The organism is Vreelandella nigrificans, assembly GCF_002374315.1.
In the GTDB taxonomy this organism is placed as follows: domain Bacteria; phylum Pseudomonadota; class Gammaproteobacteria; order Pseudomonadales; family Halomonadaceae; genus Vreelandella; species Vreelandella nigrificans.
On record NZ_NWUX01000020.1, the window covers coordinates 1 to 16,081 of the forward strand.

The following is a 16,081-nucleotide window of genomic DNA, read 5'->3' on the forward strand; positions in this document are numbered from 1 at the left end:
CGCGGTGCCGGTGGGCCGGTGTTGGCAGCGAGGGCTGACAATCCACTCAGCCAGCGCCCTCATGAATAAGGCGGGTTTAACCGGTTATGGTGCTCTAAATTTTAGCCAAATATTAGCCAGAATTCTAATTACTAGTTCAACGTTGTTGATGTTGCCATTCATTTATGCGTTTTTTATTGTATTTGGTTTCTTGGGAGCGGTATTAAGGCTCATTCTATGGCCAATAGTTCGCCTTGAGAATTCGGTTATTGGCCAAGATCAGTCTCCTCGTTTTTTTGGGGCTCTTAATACTGTTTTTGAGTTTTTTTCTGCAACTAATAGCTCTTAAGAGCTAACAAACTGCTTAAGAGTGATCCGTAAGCGTGGCATTTTTGGTATGCGGAGGCTTACGTGTTTAAGGTGCGGTAACTTTTGCATTGCGTTACTCACACCTTAGTAAGGCGTTAGGGGCAAGGCGCACCCAGATGCTGTGCGATCCACCAGTGTGGCCTTATCGCCTCTCTGCTGCAGGTGCCAGGCAACGGATACTCCGACCATGCCAGCACCTAGCACCAGAATCTCACGTGCCATGAATCCATTAACGCCTTATTGGGCTCGTGCAGTTTGTGCCTTGTGACTGTGCTTCATGCGTTGGCGCACCCAGGCAACGGTTATTGCGGTAATCAGGATGAACCCGATGTAGCCGAACACGGGATACACCATGCCGACCAGACTAACAAATCCAAACATGCTGCAGGCATAGGCAATGATGCCCGCTATTAAGGATCCAACGCGGAAAGACGTGGTATCGGCCGGCAAAAATCGGGATGAAAAAGAATAGAGGCAGCCCACTGCGGTATTGAAAATCATCAGCAGAATGACGACCGACACTAGCGAGGAAAGCGCAGGGGAAACCTCTAGTGCCAAAGCCAGCATCGGCATAGGCGTATCGACCAGACTGTCCAGGCGCGACAGCATGGCCAGACTGATTGTCATCATCAGCGCACCCAGGGTAATGCCGCCAAGAATACCGCCCCAGGTTGCTTTGCGGCGGTCTTTTGCAGCACCGCTGGAGATGGCAAGAATCGCGACGCAGCCGAAGATGTTATACGAAACGTACAGCATGGCGCCCAGTGCCCAATGGCTGGTGGCTGCATTTTGGTCGAGTGCCAACTGGTTCAGTGTCGTCAGGTCGGTTTCTCGGGTTGCCAGTGCGTAGATCGCGATACCCAGTGCCACCAGAATCAGCAGAGGAGTGATGCTGCTGATCAGCGTGAGCACTTTTTTCAGTTTGAGACAGGTGGCTGCAATTACCAGCAGAGTCACCAGCGCGCTGCCCCAGGCTGCAGGCAGGCCCAGTTTTTGTTCCAGCAGTGCACCGGCACCGGCCAGCATCACTACGGCTATGGCAAACATGAAAAATGTCATCAGCAAATCGATGGGCTTGCTAAGCCAGGGGCCACAGATAGCTCGCACAACTTCCTTGTGAGAAGTCGCTTGAAGCTCGCTACCCAGATTCGCCAGCGTCATGCCCAGGAAGATAAAAGCGGCAGTACTCAGCGTGATACCTGCTAGCCCCCAAACGCCGAAGCTAACGAAGAATTGAAGCAGCTCTTGGCCTGAAGCAAAGCCTGCTCCAACCAGAAATCCGACAAAAGCGCCCGCGATTTTCAATACATCTTTCATGGTGCCAAATCCTCAGTTTCTTATTTTTCTGTGCCAGTCAGCTGGCTGAATCAGGCTTCACCGACCCAGGCTTGCACTTCTACTTCTACATCAACGCCCAGTGCTAGGCCTGCTGTCACGGTGGAACGAACCGGCAGACCTGCTTCGAAATAGCGTTTGTAGACTTCGTTGAAGCCCGCAAAGTGCTTCATGTCCGACAGCCAGACGGTCGCTTTAACGACCTGCGAAAAACTTGCGCCACAGTGTTCAAGGGACTCGCCGATACGGGTCATGACCGCTTCGGTTTGCTCTTCGATACTGCCTTTGACGACTTCGCCTTCAGCAGTCATGGGAACTTGGCCTGAAAGCATCAGGAAACCTCCCACGCGAACGGCACGGGAGAATGGGAAGGGCAAGTCGCTGGGGATACGTTCGATTGAATTGGACATGGGGTTATATCTCGTTGATGGCTATTGAGTGACCGAGCCGCGCGGGCAGCACGATAGAATCACCATTTCTCTTAAATGATAATTCTCGTAAAAGAGAATATCAAATGTGAGAACCTTAAAGTCAAGCTGTTTTCGGGATACACTAGGACTTCGTATTCATAGCCAGGTCGAGCCGCGAAGCTTTCATGCCAACAGACTCTCAATCCCAGCCGTCCGATACACTGATCGACCGAGTACTGGTCGGCTCTCGCCTAAGGGCTCACCGTAAACAGCAGAAATTCACCCTGAAACAGGTGTCTGAGAAAAGTGGTGTTGCGCTTTCAACGCTGTCGAAAATGGAGTTGGGGCAGGCAACTGTCGGCTATGACAAGCTTGCTGCCGCCGCACGTGTTCTGAATATCAGCCTGTCCCAGCTGTTCAACCCTGAATCGGGTGCAGACAGTTCAGCTAAGCCAACGGTGGTCACCAGCAAAATTTCTGAGGCGACTGGGTATGCTACTGGCAGCTATGAATATCATCCTATTGCGGGTGAGTTTCCCGGTCGGAGCATGATGCCGGTTTATGCTCGGATTCAGGCGCGTGATCTGGGGGAGTTTGAAGACTTCATCCGCCACCCCGGAGAGGAGTTTGCCATGGTGCTATCGGGGCGCGTCTGCATTCGCTTTGAAAATGGTGAAAGCATCAGCTTGGGTGAACGAGAAACGGCGTACTTCAACAGCTCCATCGGGCATATTTATCTGGCCGAGGGTGATGAAGATGCAGAAGTAATAGCTGTGATGTCGGAACCCAAAGAGGGCGATCTCCAAGGCTGAACCAGCTATCAGGCTTCGCTAATTTCGTGAAAACACAGAATGTAAAGGGGGAGCCCCTGGCAAGTTCCCCACCTCACCACATTGGCCAGCTTCGTCAGTCGGCATGCCGATGAGATTGAAGCACTATCTGAACAAGTGCTGCTGGTGTGCTATTTGCAGAGCGGGATAAGTTACTTTATTAGGGCAAATACAGTTTTCAACTCACTTGAGCTGAGCGCTCAAGTAGCTGAATGCCGATATTAAGATGATTCATCCGGATGACCGGCTGAGTAAATGAATAAGGAAAACAGGCGGCGGAAACGGCTCAAAATTGGGCTTTTCTTCATCCTCGTGATAGGTGCTCATGACACTACACATTGAAACTCCTCTGATCGAATTCCGCACAATGAGCGTTACCACTGAACGTTCGGTCTGGATTAAGCTTGATGCACTGCAGCCGCCCGGTTCATTCAAGATACGGGGCATTGGCCATGCGTGCGAAACCTATCTGGCTCGAGGTGCTCGAAGGTTCATTTCGTCATCTGGAGGAAATGCTGGCTTGGCTGTCGCCTACGCCGGTCGTCGGCTAGGTGTTCCGGTTACGGTTGTAGTGCCGGAAACCACCACTGAAAGAGCAAAAGAACTGCTGCGATTGGAGAAAGCGGAGGTCATCGTGCATGGTGCCTCCTGGCAAGAAGCCAACGCCTTTGCACAATCGTTGATAGGCGCATTGGATGCATTTCTCCACCCCTTTGATGATCCGCTGCTTTGGCAGGGCCACGCCACACTGATTGATGAAGTTTTTCGTTCCGGTCTTAAGCCCGACGCTGTCGTGCTTTCCGTTGGCGGAGGTGGTCTGTTTTCAGGTGTGGTAGAAGGGCTTCATCGTAACGGATGGAGTGATATCCCCGTTTTCGCCGTAGAAACTACGGGTGCCGCCTCATTTCATGCAGCCGTAAACGCCGGTCATACGGTCGAGTTAGAAAAGATAACAAGCATCGCCACCTCACTTGGTGCCAAGCGTGTTTGCGAGAATGCTTTCCAATGTTCAAAAACTCACCCTATCCACAGCGTCGTGGTATCAGACCAAAGCGCACTGACTGCCTGCGAACGTTTCCTTGACGATCATCGCATAGTGGTAGAGCCTGCCTGCGGTGCGAGCCTGGCAATGGCATATGAGAGTGCATCAGAACTCGAAAGTTTCAGCAATATATTGGTCGTAGTATGTGGCGGCGCTACGTCCACGATTGATCAAATCAGGGATTGGAATAGCGGCAAACACGCCCTATAACAAGGCCAAGCAACTAAGATCAGTAACTCCCGCTGCTAACGCTGGGCGTTCAATGTTGCCTGATAAGGCGACGGGAATGACTGCTTCTCTCCAGCCGTCATTCCCGCATGCCTTTAGCGGGAATCCATTTCGATTTAAGCACCCTAGCTTCGGCTGAAAAGGTCAAATTGGATTCCCGATAACCACACTCGGGAATGACGTGGCTGAGGTGGTTCAGGAATGACGGGATTGAGTAGATTGGTTCATGCTCCTCTGCATTCGCCAAGCCCTACATCATCCGCTGAATGAAGTCGATGCCCAAGCCTAGTGCACCGCGACAGATCAAGTCGTTGAAACCCTGCGTTACGTCCTCAAAGCCTAAGCTCATGCGTCTCCCGCAACATCGTCACTGTATTAGCAGTGTTGTAGGAGGGCGCTTCAGCGCGCGATGATCACGCCACATAAGCAATCTAGCCACCCCGTAGCGCGACGTAACGCTTGGCGAGGAACGAGCCAAAAGGCACCCGCGATGGCAGCGTCAGCTGCCCAAAGCCTGCTCCAGCTCAATTTCTCATCGAAGCCACGTGACCTAAGCCAAATTTATCAATAAAGTATGATTAAATCGTAAAAACGAGCCGGCACGCGAATTTTGGATATGTTGCCATGCGGGATAAATAAAACTATAAAAACAGTGGTTTATGATTTTTGGAACGGCTAGATAACACCAATAATGTGCTGGCATGTTCAAGGGTGTTATGCAGCAGGCTATATAATCACTGTTAGGAGAGAGAATATCAGATGGATGAGGAGAAACTGAAAGCGTCGCTAGGCTTTCTCGAAGAATTAATGACTGGAACCGCTGATGTTCTACCTGAGCACATCGGAAATCCTATCAAGAAAATTTCGGAGTTTAGGAAGACGTTAAATTCTGAAACTGACCGCGGTTGTGCATTAATGGCAGCAGCTTATATTGATGAAAAGCTAGGCGGGCTACTTAAGTCATACTTGGTGGATGATCCCAAAATTATAAAACGAATGTTCGATTTTAATGGGCCTTTTGGAACATTTTCATCAAGGATTGACTCAACGTATTCGCTTGGCCTATTGCCAGGCAATGTTCACAAAGACATTCACCTTTTAAGGAAGATACGCAATGATTTCGCTCATGTTTCAAGCGCATTAACTTTTGATGACGAGCCAATTTCTTCAAGGTGCAGAGAACTACATTTAGATGGCAAGGATAACACCTCAAGACCGAGAGGAAAATTTACAAGAGCTATGATGGCTGCCCTTGGTGTTATCGAAGTCTCTACTCAGCAATTAAAGAGGCGCTCTGCCATGCCAGACCATGATATTTCTCTTAATCAAAAAGGTATAGATGCTCTTAGAGAGTTTCTAAAAAACAACGGGATGGGAGATCTGGTTGATCTTGTGCAGTAAATCTCCTAACAAGTTGCTGCACGCGGAAAAATTACTCGCTGCGCTCCCAATTTTCCGGTGAGCAAGGCGTTGAGGCTGTAGAAAAAGGTCGTAAGCATTTATCGACCAGGAATTGTTCATTAATTGAGCTAAAAATAGCCTCTAATCTTAAAATCTGAAGCGCTTTTCACCGAAAACTCTTCTAGATTTTACATATGAGCATCATCGAAAAATTGGTCGAGGTTTTTTCTACAGCCTCGTTATATGCAAGGAGAGTATCGTGGTGCCACCAATCGTGAAATCAGGTGATTGGATTAAAGTAAAATCAAATGCAGATAGCTTTGGTATTGATGGGTATGTGTTTTCAGTTGTTTCAAAAGAATGTCTAAGTGTTGGCTACTACCAAAATGGTATCAAGGCGATTCGCGAGAATGTGATTTGGAGTGGTGAGTATTGGATGTTCGAGAACTCAGGACCTTCAGGTTCATATCTCAAGGGACCTGACGAGGCCATTGTTAAAAGAGGACCGCCTAAAAATCGATAGAATGATTGAGTGTACTTAGGCCGATAGGGGCGGTAGGTGGGGGAGTTACGATCCCCATGGCGCTTGTTGGCTCTGTGGCCCTTCTGCTTATCTTGTTGCGTTACATTAGTATTAGATTGATTCCGTCGGATCAAAACAACATTAAGGAGGTGTCTATGGTAAAAACATTAACTTCTCGTACTCGTGTTTTTTTAAGCTCAACCCTTGAAACAATATGGGCTGCTGGAGTCGGGAGCGTTGCTGGACACCTATCGACCTAAGTGAATTCAACATATAACACCAATGAGCCTTCTGTCTGTCAATAGGCCGCAGTGTTTTTATTGGCCGCGTAGCGGTCAATATCAAATCCCTGAGCCAGTGATCCTACTTCATCTGTCATCGTTGGCTGTGAATGGCTTACAGCAAACACCTATTAAGGCTCTCTAACGTGGTAATTCACCACTGCTAAACCGAGTTGCTCCTTGCAGGTTGGTCTGGGCACTAGACATTCATCGGTTAACCAGCCTCTGTACTATTCAAACAAATCCCAGTTAGTTTCAGGTTCAGCGCCGGTATAAGTCCACCCGCTCAGGATATTGGTGCGCGCCAGTAGGATGGGTAATTAAAGCGACGGGCTTCGAGTTGGGTGTAGACGTCGGGCTTCAGATCTCAAGATCAGTCAGAAGATGCCCAATTTTAGCATCGATATTGCGCTAAGTTGTCATATTGTGAAGGGTTCTGCTAAGTTGTTCTCTGGTGCTGAAATTCTTCAAATTAACCTTGTTGGGTAGCAGGTTGTACTGACTCGCTATGTTGACAATATGGGCTTTGAGATCAGTACCGTGGCGAACTAGCCCCGTTCGGCGGCAAAGCAGGTTTCGGGTAGCTCGCATGCTGCGAGGGTAGACATAAGCGATCCAGTACCAGCAGTGCATGCATTCGACGCCGATTACTAGATCATCCAGGTAGGTGTCGATTAGCCGAAGTAGAGGTTCTGGGCTAGCGGGAATCTCTTTATGTAACAGGGTTTCGCCCTACTGATCCAGGATGCAGACATATAGGCTACGGGCATGCAGATCAATTCCACAGTAGTGACGGTGAGTGCTATTGTAAAAGTTCATTGAGTCTTCTCCTGTTAGGTTTGGTCGCCTTTTCAGCTTAGCCAAACAGGCTGAGCTGGGGGAGAAGGCTCAATGAGTATCAATCGCATGTTGTCGGACTGGTTTTCCGCTGCGCTCCGAAATTTCCGCAGAGCACGACTTTTGGCGCAAAAGGTTAGTCATATGAAATTAAAAATTACAGGTTTACTTATCTTAATAGCTCTTGTTGCTGGCTGTGCCTCTGCACCTCGGGGAAATAGCTCTTGGATTGGAGGTGCGCGTTACCATTTGATTGACATACAAGGTGAGCCCTATTTTCTAGACCAAGGAACAGGAAGCGTTTATAGCATCAAAAAACACGATGATGGAAAGTTTGATATCCATCAACGTGTTGGTCGAGTGGGGTACATGAAAGATGCTCTCTGACAAAGAAAAAGAAAGAATCCGAGCAGAGGAAATCTACCGAAAGGAGGTACAAGAAGAGCTTATAGACAAGCCAAAAAAAAGCGGTAATGTCGTATTTAGTTTTCTTGATACACAGCACGGGTTATTTGTGTCGTCGATGGTGGTCTTGCCATTCTTATTATGGTTTTTTGCTTTTATTCAAAATTCTTACTCTGAATATGAGATAAATCAGAAGCTAATAAAGAAAATAGATCATGAAATGGTGTATCGAATTTCCAATAACCAAGATAGGCTAAAGAGTGGTGATGTTGCTGGCTTTATTGAAGATGTAGATAGAAGTTACATCTACCAGGAGTTTTCAGGTGTTGGGGCTCAAGGGCTTATGCTTCAGCTTGAGAGTTTGGTAAGTGGGTCCGATCAAGAAGAAATTATTGTAGCAAGGAACTCTTTGCTTTCTCGTGAAAAATCTAAAATAGAAAGCAGCTTGCGTATTCGAGGCTGGAGCAAATGAATTTCGCCCAATAAGTAGCTCCACCGGACAAAATAATAAGGCGACGGGAATGACTGCTTTTCTCCAACTGTCATTCCCGCATGCCTTTAGCGGGAATCCATTTCGATTTAAGTACTCTAGCTTCGGCTGAAAAGGTCAAATTGGATTCCCGATAACCCCGCTCGGGAATGACGGGGCTGAGATGGGGCGGAAATAATAGGACTAAGGAGGTTGGTTCATACTCCTCGGAACGAGCATGCTAGCGCGAAAATCTCTCAAAAGCAGATAGAAATGCGCTTTCGAAGTTGGTCAATATGCTTGTTAATGCCGCATTGGAGAAGCATCATAGCTAGTTCCTAGAAAGTATTGCCCAGAACTTGCAAGAAGCCATCGACCTTAATCAAGGGCGCAACGTCGCGTCTAAAACGCATCGGCCAGAGCTGGTTGATGTAGCTGCTTTGCGTAAGAAATTGGGTATGACCCAGATGGAATTTGCAGCTAAATTTTGTATTAGCGTCGCCACGTTAAGGCACTGGTATCGTGGTAATGGCCAGCTTTGGCGCTGTTGTATATCGTCGCCAAAGAGCTACAAGCCGTCTAAGAGCCTTATCGTAACCCACCACCCAATGCGCCATTCAGTGAAGAAGTGCTCAGATGCAATTATTCTATTAATCCAGGCTATTCAAGGCGATCCATCAATATTATGGCGAGAAAAACACTCAGTTTGAAAACGAAATGGCAGCTAGATGCCAAGCCCGTCGACGAAGTTGAAGATCAATTTCCTGATGATCCCGAAAAACGTTTTTTGAATGGCGTGGCGATTCATCCTAGCCCTCGCATTGTTTTAGAGCTTGGTTCTAAGCAGCGTAGTGTGCGAGCGATGGATTTGATTACGCCCATTGGGATGGGGCAACGCGGGTTGATTGTTGCGCCGCCGGGCTCTGGCAAAACGACGATGTTAAAACATATCTGTCAGGCCGTGGCAGAAGCTCATCCTGACATAAAGCTGTATGCCTTGCTGATTGATGAGCGTCCTGAAGAAGTGACCGATTTTAAGCGCAGTGTGTCGGCAGAAGTGCATGCCTCGTCTTCAGACGAAAGCTACTCACACCATGTGCATTTGGCAAATAAGCTCCTTGAGACGGCGCGTAAGCAGGCAGGCGAGGGTCATGATGTGATGATTGTGATCGATTCGCTTACCAGACTCTCACGTGTTCATAATGCCGAGCAGCGCGGCAATGGTCGTACGATGTCGGGTGGGCTGGATAGCCGTGCGATGGAAATACCACGCAAACTGTTTGGCGCTGCGAGAAAGATCGAGAATGGAGGATCGCTCACGATTCTGGCCACCGTGCTGGTGGATACGGGAAGCCGTATGGATCAGGTGATTTTCGAGGAGTTTAAGGGCACGGGCAATATGGAAATCGTGCTATCACGTGAGGTGGCAAGTCAACGGATTTTCCCGGCGATAGATATTGCCAAAAGCAGTACCCGTCGAGAAGAGCTTTTGATTGATGCAAAAGATATTGAAAAAGTAAGGACATTGCGTAGGGCTTTGACAACGCTTAAGCCAGTAGAAGGCGCGCAGAAGTTGCTTGAGCTATTGGAGAAATATCCAACAAATGCCGAGCTATTAGATATGTTTTCACCAGCCTAATGGTTAGAGAGAACGTTGACGGCCCCGTGCTTACCCATATGCAGCTAAAGTAGGCTCTAATTGCAAAGCTTTAGCAAAAAGCTCACCTTTTACTTATTTAACAGGTGAGCTTCTTGGTTAAGTATTAACGTTTGCCTTTTTTAACATGGTTCAAGTTTGAAGCGGGTACTGCTTTTTTAACCGGGAAGTCTGCAACTTCTTGGCGCTCAATAGTATTGTTTAACCGCCTTTCAATCGCACAAAGATTTTTAAAGTCACTGATGTCTACCAACGAGATGGCTTCACCTGAGGCACCCGCACGGCCGGTTCGGCCAATACGGTGGATGTACTCTTCTGGCTGAAAAGGTAAATCGTAATTCACTACACGGCTCAGCTCACCAATATCCAAACCCCGAGCGGCCACGCCCGTGGCAACTAGGTACTTCAGTTCGCCAGTTTTGAACTGATCCAACACCTTCTCGCGCATGGCCTGGCTTCTGCCGCCATGGATGGAGTCCGCTTGAATGCCGCGTTTTTCCAGTTGAGCAACAAGCTTGGCTGCACTGTGTTTTTTCTCGACAAAAATCAGCGCCTGATCCCACTTTTGTTCGTTGATCAAGTGGCTCAACAGAGCGGACTTGGTGTCCTTATCTACCGTGATTAACCATTGTTTGATATTGGCGGCGGCGCGGATATTGGGAGAGATGGATATGTCGGCCGCCAGGTCGGTCATCTTACTATCTGAAAAACCGTAGGCGAGGGCGCGAACATCGCCGGTCATGGTGGCTGAAAACATTAGGTTCTGCCGGTTTTCAGGCAGCCGTACTATGATTTTGTGGATATCATCGACAAAACCCATGTCGACCATTCTGTCCGCTTCGTCCAACACCATGACTTGAAGTTCATCAAAGTGCAGCGCTCGCTGATGCGCTAAATCCAGCAACCTGCCCGGCGTGGCGACCAGAATATCCACTCCTTCGATTAGCCGCTCTTTTTGAGGCGCCGTATCCACGCCGCCATACACCGCCATAGAGGTTAAGTGCGTGTGTTTAGCGTATTGAGCCACACTGGCTTCGACCTGAATCGCTAACTCGCGGGTCGGTACCAGAATCAGCGCACGTATGCGTTTGCCGCGTAACGTTTCCGCTTTGCTGAATCGTTCTAACAGAGGCAGAACAAAGGCAGCGGTTTTGCCTGTTCCTGTTTGTGCGGTGGCGATTAAGTCTTTGCCCGAAAGAATGGCAGGAATCGCTTGTTCCTGGATGGGCGTTGGCGTTTTGTAACCTAGTTCGGTAATAGCTTGAACAAGAGGAGCGGATAATCCTAGTTTTGCAAATGGCATAAGGCGCCTTGACAGATCGTCGTAAGGTTTGTCGAAAATAAAAAATGATGCAGTATAGCGTAAAAGCAGCCGTTCGTTACTCGAAATAGCGCAATTAGCTTCATAGTACTGAATGACGACTTTTGTGATGAAGCTAAAAGTGTTCATTAAGTGAGTGGTAAGTGATGCTTTATAGTATATTTTTGATTTTTATGATCTGGTTTTTTAGTTTCGAATGCTGTTTGTTTGAATTATTAGGTTTTACTAGGTAGCCGACCACTGGAGCGGAGGCGCTTTAGGACACGAAGACCCCAGCGCATAAGTAATCCCCGCCACTGAATTGATTCTGTGGAAGTGCGCTTCAGCCCGCGCATATTTTCGAGTCCCAGCTACGGGTGTACTTCGCTTATAACGCACTATAAAATAATTAAATCAATTGTTTGCGCATTCGTAGCGCGGCGTAACCGCCAAAAATAGCTATAGAGCAATTTTAAGCAGAGCCGTATGGCCAAATTAAACTTTATTAATAAGGTATGATTAGATCAGTAGGACGAGCGGGTATGTGAACTTTGGATATGCTGTCAATCCATTTTTTATTAAATATCAGCTGGTTAGTGGTGTTTTGGTGCGAATGTTAAGAATTCTGAACTGAATAGTGCAGTACGTTCATTCAATATCAGAGCGCGAACTGTTAGGCTTTTTACATGTGGATGTTTTTATTATAATACAAGCTGTTTTGTATTGGAGATGTAATTTTGAAACAAAATAAATATGATGACCCGGAGTTTTTTGAAGCCTACTCTAAGATGCCTCGTTCAACTGATGGGTTGAAATCGGCAGGTGAGTGGGAGGTGTTTCGAACAAATTTACCTGAATTATCAGGGAAGAAGGTTCTTGATCTAGGTTGTGGTTATGGATGGCATTGTCAGTATGCCATTGAGCAAGGTGCTGAAGTTGTCGTAGGTATTGATTTATCAGAAAAGATGCTTAGTAAGGCGCGTGAGTTAATAATAAAAGGTAATGTTACCTTTGAGCGCTGTGCTATCGAGGATTTTGAGGCAACTGAAGAATCATTTGACGTTATATTCAGTTCTCTTGCTTTACATTATGTTGAGGATTTAGGTTCGGTTTTTCATAAAGCGTTCCAGCTATTAAAATCAAAAGGTGTTCTCTTTTATTCTGTTGAACACCCGGTATTTACATCAAATAGTTCTCAGGATTGGTGCTACGAAAATAACAATATTCAGCACTGGCCCCTGGATAACTACTTTCTTGAAGGAAGCAGAACAACGGAATTTTTAGGCAGTCAGGTAATTAAGTATCATCGAACGATTGAAACACATATATCATCTTTATTAGCAGAAGGATTTGAAATTCAATCGGTATTAGAGCCCAAGCCATCGAAAAAATTGGTGGAAAAAATGGGGTGGTATGATGAACTGAGAAGGCCAATGATGCTAATAGTATCAGCAGTAAAAAAATAAAAGCCTAACAAACTGCTCAATAGGGATTCGCAACGCGTGGCATTTTTATAGTGCGTTGATTTTAATAGTTACGGAGCACTACAGTGGCCGTTAGTTTGGATCGAACAGCCGCGCTCCTGGGCCGACTTCTGCGGCAATGTCGGCAGGGTTGCGTAAAGGACAGCTCTTCAACGACAGGCAGCCACACCCAATGCAGCCATCCAGCTCGTCGCGGAGCTTGCTTAGCTTGTCGATGCGGTCGCTCAGGTTCGTGCGCCACGCATCCGATAGCTGCCGCCAGTCGGATGCGCTGGGTGTACAGCCATCATGTAGCGTCGACAGTGCCTCAGCGATTTCCTCCAGAGGGATGCCGACTCGCTGGGCCACCTTAATGATAGCCAACCTTCTGAGTACGTCCCGCGCATAGCGCCTATGCCCGCTGACGTTACGGCGGCTCTTGATCATCCCCCGCGATTCGTAGAACCGCAATGCGGAAGTCGCCAGGCCAGCGCGCTCAGCGACTTCTCCTATGCTGAGATCCGCGTGAGTTTGAGTGGAGCGAGACATTTTTTGGCATAGCCTCTTGACTTAAAGTTAACTTTAAGTATTACGCTTGTTGCCGTTACATTTCAAGACGCTGAACTAGCCCCTATCAGAAGGTGGAGTAAACCACTCTACAGTTATCCATGTATGAGGAGTGATTCATTATGAATGCCACAACGCGACCGAACCTTCCAGTTCAGGAGAGGCAGTGGGAATCGGCAGTGCTCGACCTGGAAGCCTACTTAGCACGTATCGACTATCACGGGTCGATTGCGCCGACCATAGAAACCCTGAGCGCTCTGCAGCGGGCGCATCTGGACGTGATTGCATTCGAGAATCTGAATATTATCACCGGCGGCGAGATCCGGCTTGATTTGGCCAGCCTCCAAGACAAGCTGGTTTACCACAGACGCGGTGGGTACTGCCATGAGCAGAATATTCTATTTGCCACCGTATTGGACCGGCTCGGGTTCGATGTCACCGGCCGCAGTGCACGGATGCTAATGGGGGGCGATGAGCGTGAATTAACGGCTATCGGCCACACGTGCCTCAATGTCAGGGTCGGCGGAAACGACTGGCATGTGGATGTTGGGGTCGGCAATACCGGGCCTCGGGAGCCAATCCCACTGGAGGATGGGGTCGAGGTGTCCCATGGCCTCTGGGTATATCGTTTGAACAGAACCGAGGCCGGTCGGTGGCTGCTGCGTTACCGTCGCCACGATGGCTGGTTCAACCTGTACCAATTCAGTGAGGAACCCTATTACCGGGTGGATTACGAGGACCACAATTATGGTGTGGCGACACACCCCAAATCGCCCTTCGTGCGCCGAATTGTGGCGCAGCGTAATGGTGAAGCTATCCGATATGCGCTGACTGACTGTGAGCTGAAAGTGTTTCGTCCAGACGAGCCGCCGGAAAAGCACTCCATTCTCCCTGAGATGATGCCAGAGTTGCTGCGGGATGTCTTTGGGTTGGATCTGCCACAGGAGGCCTTGAGCCTACTTGTGGATCGGGCTCAGGCCATGTGCGGTGTCGAGGTTAAGGAAGACTCGCTCGGGGCTTGATGATGCGTGTGCGGTAGCGTCAAAGGAGGAGCAAGCGGAACAGCCATTGAAAGAGAAAGACGGCTAGTTCATTCTTCAAATAGCATCTGAGCCGTTAAGCCACCTTGCAACGTTGCCAGATGCCCAACAACGAGCTCAAGCCGACGGCCTTACAGGCCGCAGCTTAGCTCTAGCGTTGAGGCTTGTAAAAAAGCGCTGAGGCCTAGGTTTTATAGGGTCGGGACAAAAAGACGAGGAGTGGGCTGCAAGCTGTGCTTATCGCAGGATAAGGTCACGGAGGCTTCGTATCATCATGCGCCACCGTTAGGAATGGGTCAGATGAATGTCCAGGCCAATACCCTAGTAATCTTATTTCCCTGCTTCATCTCTATTTCCCGTATATCAACTGCACCGAGCTTACGAATCAACTTCTTTGCAGGCTTAACATTGTCAGTTTTTGAAACCAGGCTGCTAAACCAGCGGCATTGAGTTGAATACACTTGGCTTTCTCTTATTAGCTTTTTAAGAAACAGCTGTTCGCCCCCCTTACACCAAAGCTCTGTACCCATCCCGCCAAAATTCAGTGTGGGGGATTGGGTTTTTGCGTTTTGTTCACCGCGACTACGAGCAAGGTTATTGAGTTTAAGCTGGCTACCTTTGAGTGCTTCATCGAGCGAGGCATGGAAGGGTGGGTTGCATACGCTGACGTCAAAGAACTCCCCCGGTTGAATGATCCCTTCAAATATGTGGTTTTTATCGTGCTGTGTGCGCAGCGTGAAGCGATCTTTGAGAGTGGGGTTGTTGGTGATAATCGTGGCTACGTTCTCAAGCGACTGAGTGTTAATGTCACTACCGACACACTGCCAGCCGTAAATTTGGCAGGCAAGTAGTGGGTAGATTCCATTTGCTCCAGTCCCTATATCCAGAAGCTTTATGCTGGGCTGTTCACGCCCAAGCCCCAACTCGAATAAATCCGCCATGTAATGGATATAGTCGGCTCTGCCTGGGATTGGAGGGCAAAGCGCGCCCTCTGGAATATCCCAATCGACAATGTTGTAGTATCGGTTTAATAATGCGGCGTTGAGAGTTTTCACTGCCAATGGGTCTGCGAAATCGATGGAAAGTTCGCCATGAGCGTTCGGTTTTACATGGGGGGCTAGTGCAGGGTGGCTTTTTACGAGGGCAGGGAAGTCATAGCCTTGGTTGTGTAGATTCTTCGGGTGCAGGCCTTTGCGAACAGGCTTGGCTCGACTTTTTTCACTTCGATGGAGGGTGTTCACAGTAATAGGCCTGAGGCTTGGCGCTCAATAGTAGAGTGGGTTTGGCTGAGTCTGTGATTATAAGCTTAATGGTTGTGTTGAGCATACTCAGCCGTTCGAGGGCCGCCGGTTATACGCTCGCGCTCTGTGTCAGGCTGCTGCCTAAAGCCCTCGCCAGCGTTTTTTCTGAAAAGTCTCGTGACCTAATTCAATTTTATGAATAGAGTATGATTAGATCAGTAAAACGAGCGCGTATGTGTATTTTTGATATGCTGCTAAGCGATTGTTAAATTTATTAAATGTCAGATAGCTAGATATATTTATGTGAGCGTGACAAGAATGTTTAATAGTGCAGTGCGTTCATTCAATATCAGAACGTGCAGTCTAATACGCTGTTGTGTGTAATGAGTTCGGAGGGAGCTTATGCAAGATGATATGCCGAACCTCAGGCGAGACCGGCAACCTATGCCCGAGTTCGTTAAGCATGCGTTGCTTGAGAGAGGGCTCATGGGTGCATACGGCGAAAGGCCGCCGTATCAGAGGAATGATTACTTACTCTGGATCAATAGTGCCAAGAGTCAAGAGACCAAGGGAAAGCGGTTGCGTCAAATGCTTAATGAGCTTGAAACCGGGGGTGTCTATATGAACATGAAACATCCAGCCTCGAAAAAGGAATAGCTGGACGGTGCTCCCTGGAACTGCTTGCATAACAATGCCATACAAGC

Annotated in this window: 17 protein-coding genes and 1 pseudogene; 12 read left to right on the plus strand and 6 right to left on the minus strand. The window is 48.2% G+C overall.

Annotated features, from left to right (window positions below; translation table 11 throughout):
• Nucleotides 1-328, plus strand: a 328-nt coding sequence (locus CPA45_RS23000; RefSeq protein ID WP_208858546.1) for a hypothetical protein, incomplete at its 5' end; no start/stop codon positions are given.
• A gap of 131 nt (nucleotides 329-459) precedes the next feature.
• Here the strand turns inward: CPA45_RS23000 and CPA45_RS22735 are convergent.
• From CPA45_RS22735 to CPA45_RS17375, 3 genes and pseudogenes are all read right to left on the minus strand, one after another.
• Nucleotides 460-570: pseudogene (locus CPA45_RS22735) on the minus strand (FAD-dependent oxidoreductase); the annotation flags it as partial.
• A 15-nt stretch (nucleotides 571-585) separates the two neighbouring features.
• On the minus strand, nucleotides 586-1,665 hold the full coding sequence (locus CPA45_RS17370; protein WP_096653700.1) for a YkvI family membrane protein: 1,080 nt from the start codon (nucleotides 1,663-1,665) through the stop codon (nucleotides 586-588).
• A gap of 50 nt (nucleotides 1,666-1,715) precedes the next feature.
• On the minus strand, nucleotides 1,716-2,093 hold the full coding sequence (locus CPA45_RS17375) for a RidA family protein (protein WP_096653702.1): 378 nt from the start codon (nucleotides 2,091-2,093) through the stop codon (nucleotides 1,716-1,718).
• A 185-nt stretch (nucleotides 2,094-2,278) separates the two neighbouring features.
• Between CPA45_RS17375 and CPA45_RS17380 the strand changes: the two genes are divergently transcribed.
• The 8 genes from CPA45_RS17380 to rho all read left to right on the plus strand — a co-directional run bounded on the left by CPA45_RS17380 (nucleotide 2,279) and on the right by rho (nucleotide 9,748).
• The gene (locus CPA45_RS17380) at nucleotides 2,279-2,905 is read left to right on the plus strand and encodes a helix-turn-helix domain-containing protein (protein WP_096653704.1); all 627 of its coding nucleotides are present in this window, start codon (nucleotides 2,279-2,281) and stop codon (nucleotides 2,903-2,905) included.
• 343 nt (nucleotides 2,906-3,248) lie between these two features.
• Complete coding sequence (locus CPA45_RS17390) at nucleotides 3,249-4,175, plus strand: pyridoxal-phosphate dependent enzyme (RefSeq protein WP_096653706.1); 927 nt, start codon at nucleotides 3,249-3,251, stop codon at nucleotides 4,173-4,175.
• Nucleotides 4,176-4,952: 777 nt separating this feature from the next.
• Nucleotides 4,953-5,594: an MltR family transcriptional regulator gene (locus CPA45_RS17395; RefSeq protein ID WP_096653708.1), complete on the plus strand. Its 642-nt coding sequence runs from the start codon at nucleotides 4,953-4,955 to the stop codon at nucleotides 5,592-5,594.
• Nucleotides 5,595-5,853: 259 nt separating this feature from the next.
• A complete protein-coding gene (locus CPA45_RS17400) occupies nucleotides 5,854-6,117 on the plus strand; it encodes a hypothetical protein (protein WP_096653710.1) in 264 nt (87 codons plus the stop codon).
• 1,172 nt (nucleotides 6,118-7,289) lie between these two features.
• The gene (locus CPA45_RS17410; RefSeq protein ID WP_096653712.1) at nucleotides 7,290-7,622 is read left to right on the plus strand and encodes a hypothetical protein; all 333 of its coding nucleotides are present in this window, start codon (nucleotides 7,290-7,292) and stop codon (nucleotides 7,620-7,622) included.
• Entirely contained in the window at nucleotides 7,612-8,112 is a 501-nt protein-coding gene (locus CPA45_RS17415) for a hypothetical protein (RefSeq protein ID WP_096653714.1), read from the plus strand. The genes CPA45_RS17410 and CPA45_RS17415 overlap by 11 nt, the downstream gene beginning before the upstream one ends.
• Nucleotides 8,113-8,549: 437 nt before the next feature.
• Entirely contained in the window at nucleotides 8,550-8,819 is a 270-nt protein-coding gene (locus tag CPA45_RS23295; protein WP_422822042.1) for a helix-turn-helix domain-containing protein, read from the plus strand.
• Nucleotides 8,795-9,748 (plus strand): transcription termination factor Rho, encoded by a 954-nt coding sequence (gene rho / locus CPA45_RS17425; protein WP_096653716.1) that lies wholly within the window; start codon nucleotides 8,795-8,797, stop codon nucleotides 9,746-9,748. The genes CPA45_RS23295 and rho overlap by 25 nt, the downstream gene beginning before the upstream one ends.
• 124 nt (nucleotides 9,749-9,872) lie before the next feature.
• Here the strand turns inward: rho and CPA45_RS17430 are convergent, their stop codons facing one another.
• A complete protein-coding gene (locus CPA45_RS17430; RefSeq protein ID WP_096653846.1) occupies nucleotides 9,873-11,069 on the minus strand; it encodes a DEAD/DEAH box helicase in 1,197 nt (398 codons plus the stop codon).
• Nucleotides 11,070-11,803: 734 nt separating this feature from the next.
• On the opposite strand from CPA45_RS17430, the gene CPA45_RS17435 reads away from it, so the two are divergent.
• On the plus strand, nucleotides 11,804-12,532 hold the full coding sequence (locus CPA45_RS17435; RefSeq protein WP_096653718.1) for a class I SAM-dependent methyltransferase: 729 nt from the start codon (nucleotides 11,804-11,806) through the stop codon (nucleotides 12,530-12,532).
• 90 nt (nucleotides 12,533-12,622) lie between these two features.
• Here the strand turns inward: CPA45_RS17435 and soxR are convergent, their stop codons facing one another.
• The gene (soxR, locus tag CPA45_RS17440) at nucleotides 12,623-13,078 is read right to left on the minus strand and encodes a redox-sensitive transcriptional activator SoxR (protein ID WP_096653720.1); all 456 of its coding nucleotides are present in this window, start codon (nucleotides 13,076-13,078) and stop codon (nucleotides 12,623-12,625) included.
• Between the two features lie 140 nt (nucleotides 13,079-13,218).
• Between soxR and CPA45_RS17445 the strand changes: the two genes are divergently transcribed.
• Nucleotides 13,219-14,118 carry an arylamine N-acetyltransferase family protein gene (locus CPA45_RS17445; protein WP_096653722.1) on the plus strand — a complete coding sequence of 300 codons (900 nt, stop codon included), beginning with the start codon at nucleotides 13,219-13,221 and terminating at the stop codon, nucleotides 14,116-14,118.
• A 314-nt stretch (nucleotides 14,119-14,432) separates the two neighbouring features.
• On the opposite strand, the gene rlmF is transcribed toward CPA45_RS17445, so the two are convergent.
• The gene (rlmF, locus tag CPA45_RS17450) at nucleotides 14,433-15,377 is read right to left on the minus strand and encodes a 23S rRNA (adenine(1618)-N(6))-methyltransferase RlmF (RefSeq protein ID WP_096653724.1); all 945 of its coding nucleotides are present in this window, start codon (nucleotides 15,375-15,377) and stop codon (nucleotides 14,433-14,435) included.
• A 444-nt stretch (nucleotides 15,378-15,821) separates the two neighbouring features.
• Between rlmF and CPA45_RS17455 the strand changes: the two genes are divergently transcribed.
• Complete coding sequence (locus CPA45_RS17455; protein ID WP_279628820.1) at nucleotides 15,822-16,034, plus strand: YdeI/OmpD-associated family protein; 213 nt, start codon at nucleotides 15,822-15,824, stop codon at nucleotides 16,032-16,034.
• Nucleotides 16,035-16,081 lie beyond the last annotated feature (47 nt).

Bases quoted from the DNA above. Each gene is read 5' to 3' on its own strand.
- CPA45_RS17370 (WP_096653700.1), bottom strand. From the start codon at position 1,665: ATGAAAGATGTATTGAAAATCGCGGGCGCTTTTGTCGGATTTCTGGTT.
- CPA45_RS17375 (WP_096653702.1), bottom strand. From the start codon at position 2,093: ATGTCCAATTCAATCGAACGTATCCCCAGCGACTTGCCCTTCCCATTC.
- CPA45_RS17380 (WP_096653704.1), top strand. From the start codon at position 2,279: ATGCCAACAGACTCTCAATCCCAGCCGTCCGATACACTGATCGACCGA.
- CPA45_RS17390 (WP_096653706.1), top strand. From the start codon at position 3,249: ATGACACTACACATTGAAACTCCTCTGATCGAATTCCGCACAATGAGC.
- CPA45_RS17395 (WP_096653708.1), top strand. From the start codon at position 4,953: ATGGATGAGGAGAAACTGAAAGCGTCGCTAGGCTTTCTCGAAGAATTA.
- CPA45_RS17410 (WP_096653712.1), top strand. From the start codon at position 7,290: ATGAGTATCAATCGCATGTTGTCGGACTGGTTTTCCGCTGCGCTCCGA.
- CPA45_RS17415 (WP_096653714.1), top strand. From the start codon at position 7,612: ATGCTCTCTGACAAAGAAAAAGAAAGAATCCGAGCAGAGGAAATCTAC.
- rho (WP_096653716.1), top strand. From the start codon at position 8,795: ATGGCGAGAAAAACACTCAGTTTGAAAACGAAATGGCAGCTAGATGCC.
- CPA45_RS17430 (WP_096653846.1), bottom strand. From the start codon at position 11,069: ATGCCATTTGCAAAACTAGGATTATCCGCTCCTCTTGTTCAAGCTATT.
- soxR (WP_096653720.1), bottom strand. From the start codon at position 13,078: ATGTCTCGCTCCACTCAAACTCACGCGGATCTCAGCATAGGAGAAGTC.
- CPA45_RS17445 (WP_096653722.1), top strand. From the start codon at position 13,219: ATGAATGCCACAACGCGACCGAACCTTCCAGTTCAGGAGAGGCAGTGG.
- CPA45_RS17455 (WP_279628820.1), top strand. From the start codon at position 15,822: ATGCCCGAGTTCGTTAAGCATGCGTTGCTTGAGAGAGGGCTCATGGGT.